Below are 20,250 nucleotides of genomic sequence, written 5' to 3'. Positions count from 1 at the left end.
CCGTCCCGGGTCCACTAGGATCACCGGGGCGGACCGGTCACCGGCGGACGGGCCCCACGGGCAGGTGATTCACAACTTCCTCACCTGTCGCGGGAACTTTCCGAGGAACCATCCGTACGGGTAGTCTTATTCGAACTCAACTCCCGCCCCTCATGCGGCAGTTCGAGCAGAACGCCGCCCAGGGCATTCCCTTGCACTTCCTTGGCGGCCTCTTGCCCCGAAACCCCCTGAGGGCCGTCGGGAGTGGGCCACTATGGCGGGCGTTACGCCCTATCCCAATGCAAGGGACCCCTGATGAGACTGACCGACATATCGCTGAACTGGCTCCTACCGGGCGCCGTACTGCTCCTGGGAATGCTGGCGGCGGTGGCGGTGCTCGCGCGCGGCAAGCGCTCCTCCGGGGAGAACGCGAGCGCGGACGACTCGTGGGAGCGCAGCGAGGAGCGCCGCAGACGCAAGGAGGCCATCTACGGCACAGCCTCCTATGTGCTCCTGTTCTGCTGTGCGGCGGTCGCGGCCGCCCTGTCCTTCCACGGCCTCGTCGGCTTCGGCGAACAGAACCTGGGGCTGACCGACGGCTGGCAGTACCTCGTGCCGTTCGGCCTGGACGGCGCGGCGATGTTCTGCTCCGTCCTCGCGGTGCGCGAGGCCAGCCACGGTGACGCGGCCCTCGGCTCCCGGATCCTCGTGTGGATGTTCGCCGCGGCGGCGGCCTGGTTCAACTGGGTGCACGCGCCCCGGGGCGCCGGCCACGCGGGCGCGCCGCAGTTCTTCTCCGGTATGTCACTGTCGGCGGCCGTCCTGTTCGACCGCGCGCTGAAGCAGACCCGCCGGGCCGCGCTGCGCGAGCAGGGCCTGGTGCCGCGTCCGCTGCCGCAGATCCGCATCGTGCGCTGGCTGCGCGCCCCCCGCGAGACCTATCGGGCCTGGTCGCTGATGCTCCTGGAGGGCGTGCGCAGCCTGGACGAGGCGGTCGAGGAGGTTCGCGACGACAAGCGGCAGAAGGAGGAGCGGCGGCAGCGCCGGCGCGAGCAGCAGCGCATCGAGCGCGCCCAGCTGAAGGCCATCAGCCGGGGCCACCGCGGCTTCGTCAACCGGGGCGGACGGCAGGTCGAGGTCGAGGTGCAGGCGGTGGAGCGCGGCCCCGCCCCGGCGACCGCGGAGCCTGCCATATCGACCGCGGAACAGCTGCCCGTACGCGCCCGCCCCTCCCTGCAGCCGGTCCGCAGCGGGTCCGCTGAGCAGGTGACCGTCGACCTCACCGCCGAGGACGACACCATGGCCCTGCCGCGCCTGGACTCCCTTGAGCGCAAGCTGAAGGACCTGGAGCAGCAGTTCGGCTAGGACCGCCGCACAGGGCAGTCCGGCCGGAACCACCGCTCACGACGGGCCGGGGGTGTGACCGCACGGGTCGCACCCCCGGCCCATTTCCCACCCGGCCCGTCTCAGAACCTGCCCGCGCCCATCCTGTGACCCCGCCTTCCCGCGGAGCGTCACGCCGCCTCGGCGCCCAGTTCGAACCACACCGCCTTGCCCACCCCGTGCGGCCGTACACCCCAGGCGTCCGCCAGGGACTGCACCAGCACCAGGCCCCGCCCATGGGTGTCGTCGTCCGAGTCCGGGCCTCTCAGCTCCGGTCTGCGAGCCAGGAAGTCCCGTACCTCCACGCGCAGTCCGCCCGGCTGCACGACCGCTGTGAGGACCGCGTCGTCGTCGGTGTGGACGAGCGCGTTGGTGACCAGTTCGCTGGTGAGGAGTTCGGCGATCTCCGAACGGCCCGGTTTCCCCCAGTGCCGCAGCAGTTCTCGCAGCTCCCGGCGGGCCTCGGGCACCGCCTTCAGATCCGCCCGCCCCAGCCTGCGCCGGAGCCGGTGCGCGTGTTCCGTGATGGTGCCGGCCTCTTCCCCCGTCGTCGCCGAGGAGCCCCCGACGACCGCGGGACCGCCCCCTCGTGCCTGACTCTTCATGACCCCCGCCCGCACGCCGCTGGACCCTGCCCCTCCTGGTCGAACACGTTCACGGGGGATCCTTGCCCAGCACGCACACGGGCAGTCATCACACATACCCGACGACTGGCGGTTCGGCCACTGCTGTACGGCGTACGGGCCGGCCGCCGGGCCCCGCCGCACCGGGGTGGCCGGCTCCCCGCAGGGCTCTGCCCGCCACGGACGTCCCGGGACGGCAAGGCAGATGCGCCCGGCACCGGCCGTCGGCACACCGTCACACGCCGTGAAAGTGGCCGAAATGCGCCCCTCCGCCTCCGGGTTCAGGGGCGCGGCACGTTGCGCAGGTTGGAGCGGGCCATCTGGACCATACGGCCGACGCCGCCGTCCAGCACCATCTTGGAGGCGGACAGCGCGAAACCGGTGACCATCTCGGCGCTGATCTTCGGCGGGATGGACAGGGCGTTGGGGTCGGTGACGATGTCCACCAGCGCCGGTCCCTTGTGCTTGAAGGCGTCCCTGAGCGCGCCGGCCAGCTGTTTGGGCTTCTCCACCCGGATCCCGTAGACCCCGCAGGCGCGGGCGACGGCGGCGAAGTCGGGGTTGGTGTTGGCGGTGCCGTAGGAGGGCAGCCCGGAAACGAGCATCTCCAGCTCGACCATGCCGAGGGAGGAATTGTTGAACAGCACGACCTTCACGGGCAGGTCGTACTGCACGAGCGTCAGGAAGTCGCCCATCAGCATGGAGAACCCGCCGTCGCCGGACATGGACACCACCTGCCGGCGCCGGTCGGTGAACTGGGCGCCGATCGCCATGGGCAGCGCGTTCGCCATCGACCCGTGCGAGAACGAACCGATGATCCGGCGCCGGCCGTTGGGCGAGACGTACCGGGCGGCCCACACATTGCACATGCCGGTGTCGACCGTGAACACGGCGTTGTCGTCCGCGACTTCGTCGAGGACGGCGGCCACGTACTCGGGGTGGATCGGGATGTGCTTGTCGACCTTGCGGGTGTAGGCCTTGACCACACCCTCCAGTGCGTCGGCGTGTTTCCTCAGCATCCGGTCGAGGAAGCGCCGGTCGGTCTTCTCCCGCACCCGCGGGATCAGGCAGCTCAGCGTCTCGCGGACGTCGCCCCACACGGCGAGGTCGAGGCGGGAGCGACGGCCGAGCACCTCGGGGCGCACGTCGATCTGGGCGATCCGGACGTCGTCGGGCAGGAAGGCGTTGTACGGGAAATCGGTTCCGAGCAGGATCAGCAGGTCGCACTCGTGGGTGGCCTCGTAGGCGGCGCCGTAGCCGAGCAGTCCGCTCATGCCGACGTCGTACGGGTTGTCGTACTGGATGAATTCCTTGCCGCGCAACGCGTGCCCCACCGGAGACTTGATCTTCCCGGCGAACTCCATGACCTCCGCATGCGCACCTGCCGTGCCACTTCCGCAGAAAAGGGTCACTCTCCCTGCCGCGTCGATCATCTCCACGAGCGCGTCGATCTCGGCGTCGCCGGGCCGGACCGTCGGCCGGGAGGCGACGAGGGCGCTCTGCGCGGCCTTCTCCGGGGCCGGCTGGGCGGCGATGTCACCGGGCAGCGCGACCACGCTGACCCCGCTGCGCCCGACCGCGTGCTGGATGGCGGTCTGCAGCAGCCGGGGCATCTGCTTCGGGCTGGAGATCAGCTCGCTGTAGTGGCTGCACTCCTGGAAGAGCCGGTCCGGGTGGGTCTCCTGGAAGTAGCCGAGGCCGATCTCGCTCGACGGGATGTGCGAGGCGAGCGCGAGCACCGGAGCCATGGAGCGGTGCGCGTCGTACAGGCCGTTGATCAGGTGCAGGTTGCCCGGGCCGCAGGAGCCGGCGCAGGCCGCCAGTTTCCCGGTGAGCTGCGCCTCGGCGCCGGCCGCGAAGGCGGCGGTCTCCTCGTGGCGTACGTGGATCCAGTCGATGGCGGCGTTGCGGCGGACGGCGTCCACCACCGGGTTGAGGCTGTCCCCGACCACGCCGTAGAGGCGGCGCACACCGGCGCGGACGAGGATGTCGACGAACTGCTCCGCTACGTTCTGTTTGGCCATGCACCCATGGATGCACAGGGGAAACGGTTACGCCTCCCACACGGCCGCCGCCGTACGGTCGTCGGCGTAACCCTTCACCCGCACCTGGGCGTCGGCGAGGAACGCGGCGAGCCCGGGCGGGGTGCGGCCGGACCAGCGGCGGGCCAGGTAGGCGCAGAGGGCGGCCTCGCCGCGCAGCGGATCGGCCAGGCCCCCGGTGCACATCACCAGGGCATCACCCGGGCGGGCTACCGAGGCACGGAAACGGAACGGCTCGCGGGGCGGCTCGGGCGCGGGTTCGTACGGGCTCGGCGGGGTGGGGATGCCGAAGTCCATGGTGAGCCGGTCGCCCTCGGGAGTTTCGGCAAACGTTTTCGGGGGCGGGGAGCCGAAGCCGACCACGGAATCGCCGGTGGTGTCGGCGGGCGACGCCGTCGGCTCGATGTCCTGCCACGCGCCGTCGCGCAGCCGGAACAGGCCGCCGTCGCCGACGCCGAAGAACACGCGCGTACGGCAGTCGGGGTCGGCGGGCAGCAGCAGACAGCGCAGGCTCGCCGTGTACTCCTCCGGGTCGATGCCCTGCTCGTCGGCGCTCGCGCGGAGCCTGCCGAGGCTCCGGTCGGTCAGCCGGTGCAGACCCGACTTCAGGTCGCCGCGCCGGGCCGCCCGGATGTCCTCCACGAGCCGGTGATGACTGCGGCCCACGGCCCGCCCGATCCACCGGCACGCCTCGGCCGCCGCCAGATGCGCGGCCGGGGTGCCCCGCACTCCGGTCGCCATCGCGACGAGCACCAGCGCCTGCTCCCCCGACCCGAACCGGGCGGTGAGCAACGAATCCCGGCGCGGCTCGCCCCGGTACCGCGCCGAGTCCCCGCGCAACGACACGGCCCGCAGCGTGCAGGCCCCGTACCGGGCACCGTCCAGCACGGTGTCCGCGACCAACTCCCCCAGCCCGTCCGGATCGGCGACCGGCAGCGCGGTGGGCTCGGGGTCGTAGGTGGGCGGACCGGAGCCGACGTAGTCGACGGCGGAGGGGGGTGCCGACGGGATCTGTGGCTCTGGGGAGGCTGCTTGCGCCGACGGGGACCGGTCGGGCGCCGGGGCCGGGGGGACGGGTGGTGGGGGGACAGGTGGCGGAGGGACGGGTGGTGGGGCGGCGGGGTCCGGGGCCGCGCGTTGCGTCGGCACGGCGGGCTCCCGGGACTCCGTTCCCCGTGCGCCTTCCGCGCCTTCCGCGCCTTGGTCCGTCACCTCCGCGCCTGCGGCGCCCCGGCCCGAGCCGCCGTCCTCACTGCGCGCGTCGCCGTCCCCGTTCCGACCGCCCGGCGCCGGATCACGCGACGGCCCCGGATCACGCGGCGGCACGGCCTCGCGCGGTGGTGTCGTAGCCGGCAGGCCCGTCACCGTGTGCTTCGCGGAGGCGAAGCGCTCGTCCAGGGAATCGGGCCCGGCCGTGGGTCCCGTGTCCTCGGTGGAGTCGTCGTACAGCTGTCCCCACCAGTCGTCCTCAGGACGGGCGGGCCTTCCCCCCTGCTGGCTCATGCCCCTAATTGTCCACCGCACGGGCCGCATGAAAACGGGGCATCGGGAAAATCCGGCGCACCCGGCGGCGTCGAACGGCGTGTCGGGTGAGGGAGTGAACAGCCGTACGGGCGGGGGGTGCGCTACCGGGTGGTGGAGCGCGCGGTGCTGGAGCCGCCGCACGGGCTGACCGAGCTGACGGCGGCGCTGGGCAGGGACGAGCAGGTGCGGGCGGTGGACCGGGTGCCGACGAAGCTGGTGATCGCCGACCGTTCGCTCGCGATGGTGCCGCTGACCTCGCGCACGGCGGAGCCGGCCGCGCTGGTGGTGCACGCCAGCGGGCTGCTGGAGCTGCTGGCCGGGCTGTTCGAGTCGGTGTGGCGGGAGGCGCTGCCGCTGCGGCTGGGGGCGTCGGAGGTGGTCGAGGAGCAACCGGACGGCCCCGACGCCACCGATCTGGAGGTGCTGTCGCTGCTGCTGGCCGGGCTGACCGACGCGAGCGTGGCCAAGCAGCTCGACCTGGGCCTGCGGACCGTGCAGCGCCGGGTGCGGCGGCTGATGGAGCTGGCCGGGGTGACGACGAGGCTGCAGCTGGGCTGGCACGCGTACGAGCGGGGCTGGGTCACGCGCGCGTAGGCTCCGGCCGACCCGGCACCCACCTGCCTTCTCGAGCCTTCTCCGGCACTCTGGGCAGATGGGAGTGTGGGAGCTCCTGCTGGTCGGTGTGGTCGTCGTGCTCGGCCTGTGCGGAGTGCTGCTGCCCGGGGTGCCGGGCTCGTGGCTGGTGTGGGCGGCGGTGCTGTGGTGGGCGCTGACGGATCCGCAGCCGCTGGCGTGGGCGGTCCTGGTGGGCGCCACCGCAGTGCTGCTGCTGTCGCTGGCGGTGCGCGCGGCCCTGCCCCCGCGCCGGCTCCGCCGGAGCGGCGCCACACCGCGGATGGGGGTGTACGCGGGCGCCGGGGCGTTCCTCGGCTTCGTCCTGCTGCCGGTACTGGGCGCCCTGCCGGGCTTCGTGGCCGGCATCTATCTGCACGAGCGGCTGCGCCTGGGCGGGCACGGCGAGGCGATGGCCGCCCTCCGTACGACGATGCGCTCGGGCGGCTCCAGCGTGCTGACCGAGCTGTTCGCCTGCCTGCTGATCGCGGGCGCCTGGCTGGGGGCGGTGCTGTGGGGTTGAGCGGTGACGAGGGAGCGGTCACGAGGGGGATTCGGCGAGAGCCCGCCGTACCGTCTCGGCCACCACGGCCATGCCGGTGTCGTTGAAGTGCAGGTGGTCGCCGTGGTCGTAGGCGGGCAGGAGGCGCGTCGGGGCGACCGGGTCGCGGAGGGCTGCGTCGGCGTCGGCGACCGCGTCGAAGGCGCCGCCGGTGCGGATGAAGGCGTTCACCTGCTGCCGTACGGCCTCGCGGGCGTCCGTGTAGGCGGCGAAGCCCCGGTACGGGGTGAGGGTGACGCCGACGACCCGGATGCCCCGGGCGTGGGCGCGGGCGACGAGGGTGCGGTAGGCGTGGGCGTAGGCGGTGACGTCGCCGGCCGTCGGTGTGCCCTTGATGTCGTTGATGCCCTCCAGGACGACCAGGGCCCGTACCCCGGCCCGGTCCAGGGCGTCGGCGTCCAGGCGGGCGAGGGCGCTCGGTCCGACGCCGTCGCTCAGCAGCCGGTTTCCGGAGACGCCGGCGTTGAGGACGCCGAGCCGGTCCGCGAGGACCTGTTCGGCCAGGCGGTCGGGCCAGCGGTGGTTGGTGTCGGGGGTGGAACCGTTTCCGTCGGTGAGGGAGTCGCCGAACGCGACGATGCTTCCCGCGGCGGAGCCGAGGACGTCGACGCCGGTGACGTAGTACCAGCGGCTGATGAGGGTGGTGTAGGCGGCGCCGCCCTGGTCGGCGGCCCGGCCCGCGCCGTGCGGGGCGACGTAGCTGGTCTGCAGGGCGGTCTGGTGGGAGGTGGCGGGCCCGCTGTCGCCGGGGGTGTACACGGTGACGAGGAGGTCGGCGGCGGCCGGGACGGGCAGCGGCACCGGGTCGGTGACCGTGTCCTGGCCGGGCGGCACGGTGGCCGTCGCGGTGCCGTGGAAGGTGGCGGTGCGCAGCGTGCCGGGCACGGCGTCCGGGCCGGTGCCCCGGCGCAGCGCGACGGTGACCGCGCCGAGCCGCAGGGGCGCGGTGCCGAAACGGTTGCCGAGGCGGATGCGCACGGCCGTACCGCCGACGCTGAGGTGGACGACGTTGCGGATCGCGGCGCCGGGCAGTGCGGAAACGGTTCCCGACGGCGCGGTCTCCCAGCTGCCCGTCCAGTGCGGCGCCGCCGGCTCCGCCACGGCCCGCACCGTCGTGGCCGGCAGCATCGCCAGCAACAGCACCGCGAGGATCCGTCCGGCCCCGGCCATCTCCGCACCCGCCCTTCCCCGTTGCCCCTCGGAGCAGACCGTGCCACACGCCCGCGCCGCCCCACCGCATCCGCGACGGCGGTCCACCCGCTCGGCGCAACCGGAGGCGGCACGGCGGCTCTGGGACGTGCAGTCGAGGTGCGGGGCGGGCGGGTGTGCTCGGCCGGCCTCAGGACCGCATTCGGCGAGGCGGAACGCGCCTGTCCGGCGTCGCAGCGGCCGGGCCGCAGGCCACGGCCGACCCGAACGGCCGGCCGCAGGCGGATCCCGTGGGCTTCCGACTCCAGGACGACGGCACGATCCTGACCGGCGGCTGCACGACGCGGCCGAACTCCTCGTCGGACCACACGACTTGGGCCCGCATGTCAGCGAGGAGGTGCTCCCGGCCGGCCGAGGAGGTGTTGAAGTCCGCCGGACCGGGCTCAGCCGGTGAGCGCGCCCTCCAGGGTCAGCAGCCACACCTTCCGTTCGACTCCGCCCGCGTACCCGGTCATCGAGCCGTCCGCGCCGATGACCCGGTGGCACGGGCGCACGATCAGCAGAGGGTTGGCACCGATCGCTCCGCCGACGGCGCGAACCGCCGCGCGGGAGGCGCCGATCCGTGCGGCGATCTCTCCGTAGGTGACGGTGGCGCCGTACGGCACCTCGTCCAGCGCGGCCCACACCCGCTGCCGGAACTCGGTGCCGCGCGGGCTCAACGGCAGCCGGAATTCCTTGAGTTCACCGGCGAAGTAGGCGGCGAGCCGGTCCGCTGCGGCGCGGAACGGCCCGGCGTCGTGCCGCCATCCGTCCTGCACACTCTGCCCGCCCTTCTGCCCGGGCACGGACAGCGAGGTGAGCGCCCCGTCCGCATCTGCGGTGAGCAGCAAGCGGCCCACGGGGGCGTCGAGTCCGGTCCAGTAAACGGTTGTCATCGGTCGTTCCACTCTCCTGCCACACGCAGATGCTGGACGGCGTACGAGCGCCAGGGCCGCCAGTCGTCCGGCACCTCCGCGCCGGGCGGGGCGACGTCCGGATCGCCGAGGGCGCGTACGCGTACGGCGGCGACGGTGACCGGGTCCAGCCCGGGCAGGGCGAGCAGGACCTGCTGCGCGTCGTCCCGGTCGGCGCCCGGGTCCAGCCGTACGGTGCCGTCGGCGAGGGCAGCGGTCAGCGCGCCCAGCGGCCCGTCCGGCTCGGCCTCGGCGAGGACGGCCGGCTCGGGGAAGAGATGGGTGAGGCTGCCGCAGGGCGCGTCGAGGGCCTTGCCGTACCGCCGCACCAGCTCCTGCGCGCCTTCCTTCCCGACCAGGGCGCGGACGGCGGCCTCCGGCGGGTCCACGGCGCCGGGCGAGCGCAGTCCGGGCCGCGCGGCGACCAGCGGGCCGAGCCGGGGGTCGGCGCCGAGCCGCTCGTCGACGGCGTACGGGTCGGCGTCGAGGTCGAACAGGCGGCGCAGCCGCTGCACCGCGGTGGTGAGGTCCCGGGGGTCGGTGAGGTGCAGCCGCGCGTCGAGCCAGCCGCCCGGATGGGTGCCGGTACCGGTCCTCGGCGCCCCGGTGCGCTCCTCGACGGCGACGATCCCGGTGCCGTACGGCAGCCGCAGCGTGCGCCGGTAGGTACGGCCGCCCGGCGCGCCGGAAACCTCCTCTACACCGGTTACCGCCTCCGCCGCGAGCTGGTCGAAGACGGCGGCGGCCTGGTAGTGCCCGCGGTGGGCGAGCCGCAGCGGTATCCCGGCGCCCGGAGCGGCCCGACCCCGGGAGGCGCCCCGGCCCCGCGGGGCGGCGGCCCGCAGTTCGGTCGGCGTCGAGGCGTACACCTCCCGGACGGTGTCGTTGAACTGCCGCACGCTGGCGAAGCCGGACGCGAACGCGATCTCGGTGACCGGCAGCTCGGTGGTCTGCAGCAGCACCCGCGCGGTGTGCGCCCGCTGGGCCCGGGCGAGCGCCACGGGGCCGGCGCCGAGTTCCGCGGTGAGCTGCCGCTGCACCTGCCGCGCGCTGTAGCCGAGCCGCGCGGCGAGCCCGGCGACGCCCTCGCGGTCCACGACGCCGTCGGCGATCAGCCGCATGGCCCGCCCGACGGCGTCCGCCCGCACGTTCCACTCCGCCGACCCCGGCACGGCGTCCGGCCGGCACCGCCGGCAGGCCCGGAACCCGGAGCGCTGCGCGGCGGCGGCCGTCACGAAGAACCGCACGTTGTGCCGCTTCGGCGTCACCGCCGGGCAGCTGGGCCGGCAGTAGATGCCGGTGGTCTCGACGGCGAAGAAGAACACTCCGTCGAACCGCCCGTCCCGGCTCCGCACCGCCTCGTACCTGGTGTCTTCGTCCATCACGTGTTCCAGTGTGGACCGGGGCGAGGGATGGGGCTGGCGGGAATCGGACATGGCGATGGTGTGCCTGCCCGGGGCGCCCTACATCCGGCGCCCCCGCTTGATCTCCATCGCCGCCCTCCCCTCGGCGCCCTTCCTCCGCCAGTCCCGTCGAAGCTCCGCACGGACCCGCGCATCGGTCTTGGCCACGATCCACTGGTTCTCCCGCACCAGCTTCCGGTAGCTCTCCAGCCGGCGCTGCGGGAGCTCGCCGCTCTCCACGGCGGAGCGCACCGCGCAGTCCGGCTCGGTCTCGTGGGCGCAGTCGTGGAAGCGGCACCGCTCGGCCAGCTCCTCGATCTCGGAGAACACCTGGCCGACCCCGCTCTCGGCGTCGTACAAGCCCACACCCCGCAGTCCGGGGGTGTCGATCAGCACCCCACCCGAAGGCAGAGGGAGCAGATTGCGGGTGGTCGTGGTGTGCCGGCCCTTGCCGTCGACGTCCCGCGCGGCCCGCACGTCCATGACGTCCGCCCCGACGAGGGCGTTGGCCAGCGTGGACTTGCCCGCGCCGGACTGGCCGAGCAGCACGGACGTGCCGGAGCCGACCAGCGCGACGAGGACGTCGAGCCCCTCACCGTGCAGGGCGCTGACGGTGAGCACCGGCACGCCGGGCGCGCTCGTCTCCACGTCCTGCACCAGGTGGGCGAGGGTGACCGGGTCCGGCACCAGGTCGGCCTTGGTGAGGACGACGACGGGCTGGGCGCCGGACTCCCAGGCCAGGGCGAGGAAGCGTTCGATCCGGCCGAGGTCGAGGGCGAGGGCGAGCGACACGGCGACCACGGCGTGGTCGACGTTGGCGGCGAGGATCTGACCGTCGGACCGCTTGGAGGAGGTGGAGCGGACGAAGGCGGTGCGGCGCGGCAGATACGCGCGGACGTACTGCGGATCACCGTCGGGGTCCACGGCGACCCAGTCCCCGGTGCACACGACCTTCATCGGGTCACGGGGCACGACGAACTCGGTGTCGGCGCGGACAATCCCGCCGGCGGTGACGACGTCGCACTGGCCGCGGTCGACCCGGACGACGCGGCCGGGCACCAGCCCTTCGGCGGCGTACGGGGCGAACGCGTCGGCCCAGGCCTCGTCCCAGCCGTAGGGAGCCAGCGCGGAGGACACAGCAGAGGTGGAAGTCAAGGGAGACCCTTCACAAGGGTGGCCCCGGGCAGGCGCGTTCGATGCGCGGGGGTTCAGCCGGTGGCCACGGAGGTGGACTTGATGGATTCCTGGATGCGGGCAGCGCCCATCGCAATGACAGCCATCGGTCGACACCTCCTCGTCCCACTCGCATATGCGCACACCACCTCGGCGTGCGTGGAAACCGTATCCCGCCGAAGGGGCGTTGCGTCAAAGCATTTTCCGTATGGCGCGTCCGCCGTACGACGCTGTTTGCATACGACGCGCTCACCCGCCCGTGCAGGACGCCCCGTTGAGCATGAAAGCGTACGGTGTGCGGTTTCTGCCCTGCCAGGTGCCGATGAACCCCAGGGACAGCGTGCCGTGCGCGGCGACGGTCTTGTTGTAGTCGGCGGCGGTGGCGGTGACCCGGGCGCCGCTCTGGTGGACGGTGGCGTCCCACATCTGGCCGACCTGCTGGCCGTCACGGAAGGCCCAGGACAGGGTCCAGCCGTCGAGGGGCCGGTCGGTGGTGACGGTGACGGTGGCCTGGAAGCCGTTGGACCACTGGTCGACGAGGTCGTAGGCGACCCGGCAGCCGTCCGTGGGGGCGCTGGAGCGGGCGGGGCCGGGGTGGTGCGCGGCCGAGGAGGTGCTGCCCTGGGGTTCGGGGTCGGGCTGCCGGTGGCCGGAGCCGGATGTGGCCCGCGTGGCGGAGGGGGTGGGGGTGTGCGCCGTCGGCGAGCCGGACGGGGTGCCGGTCAGGGAGACGCTGGGGTCGGCGGCGACCGGCTGCCGGTCGTCGCGGGCGGCGGCGCCGTCGTCGCCGGAGGCGCCGAACGGCATCATCGACACGCCGAGCGCCAGCGCGGAGAGCAGCACGGCCGCGGCGAGCAGGCTGCCGCGCAGCGCACGGCTGCGGCCGCTGCCCTCCTCCGGATCACCGGCGGCGGGGTCGGCGGGGCGGCCCGCGCCGAGGCGGACCTCGGCGGCGCGGCGGCGGCGTTCCAGGTAGGCGAGGCCGCCCCAGCCGATGACCCCGCCGGCCAGCGCTGCGGGCAGCCCGCCGCCGTGCAGCCGCAGGCACGCGGCGGCCTCGGCGCACCGCACGCAGGTCGCGAGGTGCCGGGAGAGGTCTTCGGGGGTGTCGGCGGCCGGGGAGCGGGTGACCGCGTCCAGCAGGCGGGCGTAGGAGCGGCACCGCGCGTCCATCGGGGTGTCGAGATGGGCACGGTGGCAGCGGTCCCGGAACAGGGTGCGGACCTGGTCGAGTTCGTCGGCGACCGTGGCCGGGTCCAGGCCGAGCCGACGGGCGACGGTGGGCAGGGGCAGCGCCTCCACCTCGGCCAGCCACAGCAGCGACGCGTCGGCCTCCTGCATGTCCCTGAGGCCGCGCAGCGCGACCGGCCGCTCCAGCGGTGGTCCCGTATAGCGTGCGGCGTTGCCGGAGTTGAGCCACAGCCTGAGGTCGGGGTCGAGCTTGTGGCCCTGCCCGTCGGCCTCCCAGGCGGCGGCGGTGTCGCGCACGGCCGTGAGCAGCCCCGGGATCGTGGGCAGCCGGGCGGTGCGGCGGCCCGCGCCGCGCACATGGGTGCTCGCGGCGGCGCGGATCTCGCGCATGCCGAGCGCGAAGGCCTCGGTCGCCAGTTGATGGGCCGTCAGGGACCCGGAGGTGCACAGGTCCGCGTAGCTGAGCACCGCGTCCCAGCCCTCCGAGAACAGCGCGGACTCGGTGGCGTCCTTGGGGGTCGGCAGGTCGGGCATGGGACTCCTGCATCCACAAGCGAGGTCAACTCACCACAGAAGGAAGGGAGTTGCGGGGAACCTCACGGCAGGGCACAGAGCCTTTCACGTCCTGGACACAACTGACAAGCGGCCTGTTCACATCCGGTTACCGATGGTGGCGGGACGGATGCATGACGCGACGAGCCCACAACTCCGGCCTGGAGTACGGATGCGGACACCGTCGCGCTCAACGCGGGGCGGGCCGGGTGCGTGGGATCACACCTCGGCCGGCGTCTCCGCCTCGGTGGGTTCGACCGCGGGCAGGCTGTCCATGAAGGAGCTGACGGAGAAGACGGCGCGGCCGGGTCCGGGCGGGCCGTAGCCGGGCGGGGAGGACAGCCCGAAGTCCTCCATCGTCTGCCGGTAGGCCTGGAGCAGGCGGATGTGGTACTCCAGCGGCGCGCCCTGCGGGTTGGCCTTGCCGAGCGGGGTGGTGGGCTCCGGGCACCAGGTGGTGAAGCGGGGCGTGATGCCGTGCGACATGAAGAAGCGCAGGCCCTCGGTGGTCGACGCGATGGCCTCGTCCACCGTCGTGAACCCGAACGGCTCGGCCATCTCCACGCCCGCCACGAAGTTCGGGATCACATTGCGCGCGCCGAACACCTCGGCGGAGTCCAGGATCCGCTTGTGCCACTCGTCTCGACCGACGTACCGCTCCTTGCCGGGGCAGTACAGCTCGAACAGCCGGCGGTCCCACACCTCGAAGTTGGGGTGGTAGATCTGCACGCCGTAGTCCTTGAACCGCTGCACGTCCGCCTTGGGCAGCGCCTGGGCGACGACCTTGCCGATCCAGCGGCCCGGGAAGCGCTCCTCGATGGCCTTGGCGTAGTGGCCGTAGAAGTCGGCCTCGTCGCGCCCGGCAACCGTTTTCGTAATGGCGCCGCCGGTCAGTGTGTAGGCGGTGGAGGCCTTCTGGGTGTCGTACCGGTCGATGATCTCCAGGGCCTCCAGGACCTCCTCGACGTCCTTGACGCCGGTGTACGGACGGCCCGCCGCCTTGTGCTGGCGCCAGTTGTGGTTGATGTCGCAGTACTGGCACTCCTCCTTGGCGCCGAAGTACTGGCAGACCCGGAAAACGGTGAGATAGATCAGGTAACCCCACTGGATGGTCGGGGCCACCTCCATCACGGACTTCCCGTTGGAGAGGGTGTGCCGGTAGTACTCCGGCATGGGCGGCACGCCGACGTCCGCGATCCGCTTCCCGTCGAGGTAGAGCCCGAGCAGCCCCTCCTCGTCGGCGGCCACCCGGTACGGCGAGGCCGGGTTCACCCGTACGGAGACGACGGTACGGCGCAGGTCGTACGGACCGCCGGTGAGGATGATCTCCTCCGGCGGGCGCCGCAGCGCCGCCTCGCCGAGTTCGGGCAGGGTGCCGTGGTCGAAGGAGAAGATGAAGTACGACTTCGGCTTGACCTCGCCGTTCTCGTTGTCGCTGAGGGCGGTCGGCTCGAAGGCGACGCCGCCGCGGAGCAGGTCCTCCTTGAAGACGGCTTCCCGTGGCACGTGCGGGAACCGCTCCATCAGATCCTCGACCAGCGCGGTACGACTGCCCATCCGTCTGTCTCCTCCCGGTTCAGGCGTACGTCTCACACCGTATGCCCCCGCCTGCGGCTCAGCCGTGCCGGGTCCCCGCCCGGCGCGCAATGTGGTCCGGTACGACGGCCTGGGCCGGCAGCGCCGGGTCGGGCTCCGGGGCGCCCCAGACCGTGGTCAGCGGCAGGACCCCGGCCCACAGGCCGAGCGCCGCGTCGGGTCCGTCGCCGTCGTCCGGGGCGCCGGTGCGGATCTTGACGGAGGCCTCTTCGAGGGAGAGGGCGAGGAGGGTGGTGGCGGCCAGTTCCTTGCGGCTGGGGCGGCGGGCGTACGACCACTGGCCCGGCGCGGAGTGCTCGGTGAGCCGGCGCAGGCCTTCCAGCTTCTCCTCGGGGTCGGTGACCTTGCGGGCGGTGCCGTGGACCATGGCGCTGCGGTAGTTGACGCCGTGCTCGAACACGGACCGGGCGAGCACGAGCCCGTCCACATGGGTGACCGTCACACACACCGGCGTGTCACCGGCGAGGCTGCGGCCGGCCACCGATCCGTGCAGATACAGCCACCGCTCGTCCCGCCCGTACACCGTGGGCACGACGACGGGCCGCCCCTCGACCAGCACCCCGAGGTGACAGACGAAGGTGGCGTCGAGGATCGCCTCCAGCTCCGCCCGCTCCAGGCTGCCCTGCTCGCGCAGCCGGCGGTGGCGGGTGCGGTCGGTGACGGGCAGGCGGGCGGGAAGCGGTTCCTGATTCATGGAGCGAGAAGGTACCGATATCGCATTCATCAGAGCAATTGAAATTCGGATACGTCGATGAATGCGATTTCTACAACGAAATCCGCAGCAAGCCTCCCTCCTGGGCCATGCCGGATGAGAGGGTCGGGGCACACGGACTCTCCGGGAGGGACGCAACTGTGACAGGGACGGCCGAGACCGCCGGGACGGTCAGCAACTGGGCGCGCACCATCACCTATGCCGCGCGGGACGTCCGCCGTCCGCGCGACCTCGACACGCTCGCCGCGCTGGTGGCGGGCAGTGCGCGGGTGCGGGTGCTGGGCAGCGGGCACTCCTTCAACCGGATCGCCGACCCGGGCGCGGACGGGGTCCTGCTGTCCACGGCAGGTCTGCCGCCCGTGATCGAGGTCGACACCGCCGCGCGCACGGTCCGGGTCGCGGGCGGGGTCCGTTACGCCGAACTGGCCCGGACGGTCCACGCGCACGGGCTCGCCCTGGCCAACATGGCGTCACTGCCGCACATCTCGGTGGCCGGTTCGGTGGCGACCGGCACCCATGGCTCGGGCGTCGGCAACGGGCCGCTCGCCTCGGCGGTGCGGGAGGTGGAGCTGGTCGTGGCGGACGGCTCGACGGTGACGATCGGCCGGGGGGACGAGCGGTTCGACGGTGCCGTGACCTCGCTCGGCGCGCTCGGCGTCGTCACCGCGCTCACGCTCGATCTGGAGCCGGCGTACGAGGTCGAACAGCATGTGTTCACCGAACTGCCGCTGGAAGGGCTGGACTTCGCCGCCGTGGCCGCCGCCGGATACAGCGTGAGTCTGTTCACCGACTGGCGGGAGCCGGGCTTCCGGCAGGTGTGGGTCAAGCGGCGTACCGACCAGCCGGCGGTGGACTTCCCGTGGGCGGCGCCCGCGAAGGTGCCGCTGCACCCGGTGCCGGGCATGCCCGCGGGCAACTGCACCGAGCAGCTGGGCGTGCCGGGTCCGTGGCACGAACGACTGCCGCACTTCCGGGCGGAGTTCACGCCGAGCAGCGGGGCGGAGATCCAGTCGGAGTATCTGCTGCCACGGACGGCAGCGGTGGAGGCCCTGGAGCGCATCGACGCCATCCGGTCGGTGGTCGCCGGCGTCCTGCAGACCTGCGAGGTGCGGACGGTCGCCGCAGACACGCAGTGGCTCAGCCCCGCCCACGCGCGGAACTCGGTGGCCCTGCACTTCACCTGGGTGCGGGACGAGGCGGCCGTGCTGCCGGTGGTACGCCGACTGGAGGAGGCGCTGATCCGGTTCGATCCGCGGCCGCACTGGGGGAAGGTGTACGAGATCCCGCCGGCGGTGGTCCGTCGGCGGTATGCACGCGTCCGCGATTTCCGCGACCTCGCCCGCTCCCTGGATCCGGCCGGCAAGTTCACGAACGCCTTCGTGCGGGATCTTCTGGACGACTGACGGCCCTCTCTCGCCACCTCGCCGCGACGGACTTCCTCCAGCCCCTTTCCTAACCCCTTGTCGAAACTCCGCGCCAGCCCATAGCCTGGCGCCCGCGCCGGTGCCGATGTCGCCCCGGCCTGGTCCGGCTGGACGGGATGGGAGGGGCAGCCGCATTGAAGCGCACATCACGTGACATCCGCACCGCGAACCGCTACGAGGTGCTGCGCCAGATCATCGCCGAGTCTCCCACCTCCCGGCAGGAGTTGGCCGCAGCCACCGGACTGAGCCTGGCCACGGTCGCCACGCTGGTCGGCGAGCTGCTCGACCTCCGCATGATCACCGAAGTGGGGTTCGAGGACTCCGCCGGCGGCCGGCCCCGGGGCCTGGTCGCCGTCAACGCGTCGGGGGGCGCGTTGATCGGCGTCGACATCGCGGAGACGTACGTCCATGTCGAGCTGTTCGACCTGGCGTTGAACGTGCTGGCCCGCGCCGACGAGGACATGCGGCCCGGCGAGAGCCGCCCGGAACAGGTGGTCGGCCATGTGGCCGCGGCCGTCGGCTCGGTGGTGGCGCAGGCCGGGGTCGAGGCGGCCCGGGTGCTCGGCGTCGGGGTGAGCGTGCCGGGCCAGGTGGACCGGGACACCGGTGTCGCCGAGTACGCGCCCAACTGGGACTGGCACGACGTGCCGTTGCTCGACCTGCTCGCCGAACACATCGCGTACCCCCTGTACTTGGACAATCCGCTGCGCGCCTGCGCGGTGGCCGAGCTGTGGTTCGGAGCCGCACGGGGCCGCGGGGACGCGGTCGTGGTCAATCTGGGCACCGGGGTCGGCGCCGGTCTCGCCCTCGGCGGCGGCTTGCACCGCGGCGTGAGCAACAGCGCCGGCGAATGGGGCCACACCACGCTCGTGCTGGACGGACGGCTGTGCCACTGCGGCAACCACGGCTGCGTCGAGACGTACGTCGGCGCGCCCGGCATCATGCAGAACCTGCGCGAACTCAGCCCGCAGTCCCCGCTGTTGCACCCCGAGGACCAGACCGCCACCGTCGACGCCCTGGCCGGCGGGGTCGCCGCGGGCGATCCGGTGGCCCTCAAGGTGGTCCGGGACACCGCCCGTTACCTGGGCGCCGGCATCTCCGACCTGATCAACCTCCTCAACCCCGAAGTGGTCGTGCTCAGCAGCTGGGTCGCCGCCCGGCTGGGCGAGCCGCTGCTCGGCGAGGTCCGCCAGGCCGTCGCCCGGCACGCGCTGCGCCGGCCGCTGGCCGCCACCGAGATCGTCCTCTCCCCGATCCCCACCGACCCGGTGTCCCTCGGCGCGGCCACGTTCGCGCTGGAGGGGGCGCTGCAGTCCGTCGGGCAGAGGTCAGCAAGAGGCAGCAACGCAAGGAGCCGTACCGCACCGCCTTCATGACGACGGAAGGGATGCACGTGTCTCACCCCCGCAAGAGATTCCTGCTGCTGACAGCCTCCGCCGCACTTGCCGTCACCGGGGCCCTCCTCGGCTCCCCGACCGCGAGTGCCGACGCCGCCGCCCCGGCCGCCGCCGAGGTCTCCCCCCACGGAGCCCAGACCATCGACAACATCGGTGCGTCCGGCGCCTGGTGGGTCAACGACCTCCAGCACTTCGACCCCGAGGTCCAGGCACGGGTCGGCAGACTCCTCTTCTCTCAGCAGGGGCTGGCCCTCAGCTCGTACCGCTACAACATCGGCGGCGGTGGTGTCGCGGTCACCACGCCGGCCCGCGCCGCCGAGGACTTCCTCGCCTCCGACGGTTCCTACGACTGGAGCAAGGACGACGGCGGCCGGACCTTCCTGAAGTACGCCGCGCGATACGGCGTGCAGGATCTGATCGCCTTCGTCAACAGCGCGCCCGCCCGGTGGACGACCAACGGCAAGAGCTGCGGCGGCCAGTTGAAGGCGGAGAACGAGACCGACTTCGCGAAGTACATCGCCGATGTGACCGATCACTTCACGCGGCAGGGCGTGCGGCTGGACTACATCAGCCCCTTCAACGAGCCGGACAACAGCTTCGCCGACTGCGGTCAGGAGGGCATGCCGGTGCCCGTCGACCAGCGCGACGACATCGTGCGCGCGCTGGGCGCCGAGCAGCGGGCCCGGCACCAGAAGACGGGCATCATCGCGGACGAGTCCAGCAGGACCACGCAGTTCACCAGCGAGGTCCCGCAGTGGATCACGCAGCCCGGCACCGCGCAGTACGTGTCCAAGCTGGCCCATCACACGTACAACAACCCGGACGACGGCCAGCTCGGAAACGTTTACGAAACGGCGAAGTCGGTCGGGAAGACGCCCTGGGCCACCGAGATCTGCTGCTTCGGCAAGGGCACCACGGGCTGGAACCAGGAGTACGACCCGACCATCGACAACGCCCTGCTGATGTCGCGGATCATCTACAAGGACTTCGCGGTCTCCCACGACTCGGCGTTCCAGTGGTGGGTGGCGCTCGCCAGCGGTTACGGCACCGATCCGAACACCAGGAACGACCAGGGCTGGAACGACGGCCTGATCTACTACGACCCCGACTACGCGACGAACGGCAACCAGAAGCTGTACTTCACCAAGCGGTACTACGCGCTCGGCCAGTACAGCCGGTTCGTCCGGCCGGGCGCGGTCGCGCACGACGTGACCGGCGCCCCGGACGGGGTGGAGGTGTCGTCGTACGACCTCCCCCAGGCTCGAACAGGCTCGCCCGGGGGCACCCCCACCGGGCAGTGGGTGGTCGTGGTGAACAACCACAACACCACCGACACCGCGCTGAACCTGCACTTCAACAGCAAGGCGCCGGTGCGGGCGACCCAGGCGGTGCGGACCTCGGCGGACGAGAACTGGGCGAAGGTCGCGAAGCCGGCCGTCAGCGGCGGAACGGTGTCCTCGACCCTGGCCGCCCGCTCCATCACGACCTACGTCTTCGACCAGAAGGGCCAGGGCAGTACGGCGCTCACCGGCTCCCTGGTCGGCAAGCAGTCCGGCAAGTGCCTGACCGCCGACGCCTCGGGGGCCACGCTCGCCTCCTGCACCGGCGCGGCGGGCCAGTCGTGGTCGTACGACGCGAAGGGCACCCTGAAGGGCGCCAACGGCTATCTGACGGCGAGCGGTTCGGGCCTGACCACGACCGCGGCCGCCACGGACGACGGCACTCAGCATTGGCTGCTGAACGGCAACGGGCAGATCGTGAACGAGGCCTCGGGCAAGTGCCTGGACGTCAGCGGACAGGCGACCGCCGACGGCAGCAAGGTGATTCTGTACAGCTGCAACGGCGGCGCCAACGAGGCCTGGGCCCGGCAGTAACCGCCACTCTTCCCTGACCGAGGGCCGCCGGCCACTCCCCTGGCCCGGCGGCCCTCATCTCCCTTTCCCCTTCAGGGTGTTCGGAATTCCGAACCGGCCAC

At 72.5% G+C, this 20,250-nt stretch carries 15 protein-coding genes and 1 pseudogene; 6 read left to right on the top strand and 10 right to left on the bottom strand.

Going from position 1 to position 20,250, the window contains the following annotated elements:
• Window positions 1–294 precede the first annotated feature (294 nt).
• Entirely contained in the window at window positions 295–1,344 is a 1,050-nt protein-coding gene (locus ACWCQS_RS35480) for a DUF2637 domain-containing protein (RefSeq protein ID WP_451008279.1), read from the top strand.
• Window positions 1,345–1,493: 149 nt separating this feature from the next.
• On the opposite strand, the gene ACWCQS_RS35475 is transcribed toward ACWCQS_RS35480, so the two are convergent.
• From ACWCQS_RS35475 to ACWCQS_RS35465, 3 genes are all read right to left on the bottom strand, one after another.
• Window positions 1,494–1,967, bottom strand: a complete 474-nt coding sequence (locus tag ACWCQS_RS35475; RefSeq protein ID WP_388624102.1) for an ATP-binding protein — start codon at window positions 1,965–1,967, stop codon at window positions 1,494–1,496.
• Between the two features lie 299 nt (window positions 1,968–2,266).
• Window positions 2,267–4,009: a pyruvate dehydrogenase gene (locus tag ACWCQS_RS35470; RefSeq protein WP_451008278.1), complete on the bottom strand. Its 1,743-nt coding sequence runs from the start codon at window positions 4,007–4,009 to the stop codon at window positions 2,267–2,269.
• 27 nt (window positions 4,010–4,036) lie between these two features.
• Window positions 4,037–5,530 (bottom strand): protein phosphatase 2C domain-containing protein, encoded by a 1,494-nt coding sequence (locus ACWCQS_RS35465; protein ID WP_451008277.1) that lies wholly within the window; start codon window positions 5,528–5,530, stop codon window positions 4,037–4,039.
• 96 nt (window positions 5,531–5,626) lie between these two features.
• Here ACWCQS_RS35465 and ACWCQS_RS35460 point away from each other — a divergent pair.
• Window positions 5,627–6,145: pseudogene (locus tag ACWCQS_RS35460) on the top strand (helix-turn-helix transcriptional regulator); the annotation flags it as partial.
• A gap of 58 nt (window positions 6,146–6,203) precedes the next feature.
• Window positions 6,204–6,686, top strand: coding sequence for a DUF456 domain-containing protein (locus ACWCQS_RS35455; RefSeq protein WP_451008276.1), 483 nt, complete (start codon window positions 6,204–6,206; stop codon window positions 6,684–6,686).
• Between the two features lie 18 nt (window positions 6,687–6,704).
• Here ACWCQS_RS35455 and ACWCQS_RS35450 read toward each other — a convergent pair whose 3' ends face one another.
• From ACWCQS_RS35450 to ACWCQS_RS35420, 7 genes are all read right to left on the bottom strand, one after another.
• Window positions 6,705–7,895, bottom strand: a complete 1,191-nt coding sequence (locus tag ACWCQS_RS35450; protein ID WP_451008275.1) for an SGNH/GDSL hydrolase family protein — start codon at window positions 7,893–7,895, stop codon at window positions 6,705–6,707.
• A 422-nt stretch (window positions 7,896–8,317) separates the two neighbouring features.
• Window positions 8,318–8,809: a methylated-DNA--[protein]-cysteine S-methyltransferase gene (locus ACWCQS_RS35445; protein ID WP_451008274.1), complete on the bottom strand. Its 492-nt coding sequence runs from the start codon at window positions 8,807–8,809 to the stop codon at window positions 8,318–8,320.
• Window positions 8,806–10,209 (bottom strand): bifunctional transcriptional activator/DNA repair enzyme AdaA, encoded by a 1,404-nt coding sequence (locus ACWCQS_RS35440; RefSeq protein ID WP_451008356.1) that lies wholly within the window; start codon window positions 10,207–10,209, stop codon window positions 8,806–8,808. Before ACWCQS_RS35440 ends, ACWCQS_RS35445 begins: the two co-directional genes overlap by 4 nt.
• Window positions 10,210–10,290: 81 nt before the next feature.
• A complete protein-coding gene (gene rsgA / locus ACWCQS_RS35435; RefSeq protein WP_451008273.1) occupies window positions 10,291–11,385 on the bottom strand; it encodes a ribosome small subunit-dependent GTPase A in 1,095 nt (364 codons plus the stop codon).
• Between the two features lie 267 nt (window positions 11,386–11,652).
• On the bottom strand, window positions 11,653–13,128 hold the full coding sequence (locus tag ACWCQS_RS35430) for a cellulose binding domain-containing protein (protein ID WP_451008272.1): 1,476 nt from the start codon (window positions 13,126–13,128) through the stop codon (window positions 11,653–11,655).
• Between the two features lie 237 nt (window positions 13,129–13,365).
• Entirely contained in the window at window positions 13,366–14,703 is a 1,338-nt protein-coding gene (locus ACWCQS_RS35425) for a radical SAM protein (protein WP_451008271.1), read from the bottom strand.
• A gap of 58 nt (window positions 14,704–14,761) precedes the next feature.
• Window positions 14,762–15,436 (bottom strand): pyridoxamine 5'-phosphate oxidase family protein, encoded by a 675-nt coding sequence (locus ACWCQS_RS35420; RefSeq protein WP_451008270.1) that lies wholly within the window; start codon window positions 15,434–15,436, stop codon window positions 14,762–14,764.
• A 158-nt stretch (window positions 15,437–15,594) separates the two neighbouring features.
• Between ACWCQS_RS35420 and ACWCQS_RS35415 the strand changes: the two genes are divergently transcribed.
• The 3 genes from ACWCQS_RS35415 to ACWCQS_RS35405 all read left to right on the top strand — a co-directional run bounded on the left by ACWCQS_RS35415 (window position 15,595) and on the right by ACWCQS_RS35405 (window position 20,149).
• A complete protein-coding gene (locus ACWCQS_RS35415; RefSeq protein ID WP_451008269.1) occupies window positions 15,595–16,857 on the top strand; it encodes an FAD-binding protein in 1,263 nt (420 codons plus the stop codon).
• Window positions 16,858–17,012: 155 nt separating this feature from the next.
• Window positions 17,013–18,254, top strand: a complete 1,242-nt coding sequence (locus ACWCQS_RS35410) for an ROK family transcriptional regulator (protein ID WP_451008268.1) — start codon at window positions 17,013–17,015, stop codon at window positions 18,252–18,254.
• An 11-nt stretch (window positions 18,255–18,265) separates the two neighbouring features.
• Entirely contained in the window at window positions 18,266–20,149 is a 1,884-nt protein-coding gene (locus ACWCQS_RS35405) for a glycoside hydrolase (RefSeq protein WP_451008267.1), read from the top strand.
• The last annotated feature ends 101 nt before the right edge of the window (window positions 20,150–20,250 follow it).

Source organism: Streptomyces sp. NPDC002076, from assembly GCF_053593835.1.
Note: the sequence above shows the minus strand (reverse complement) of the source record. Positions and strands in the feature narration are given on the sequence as shown.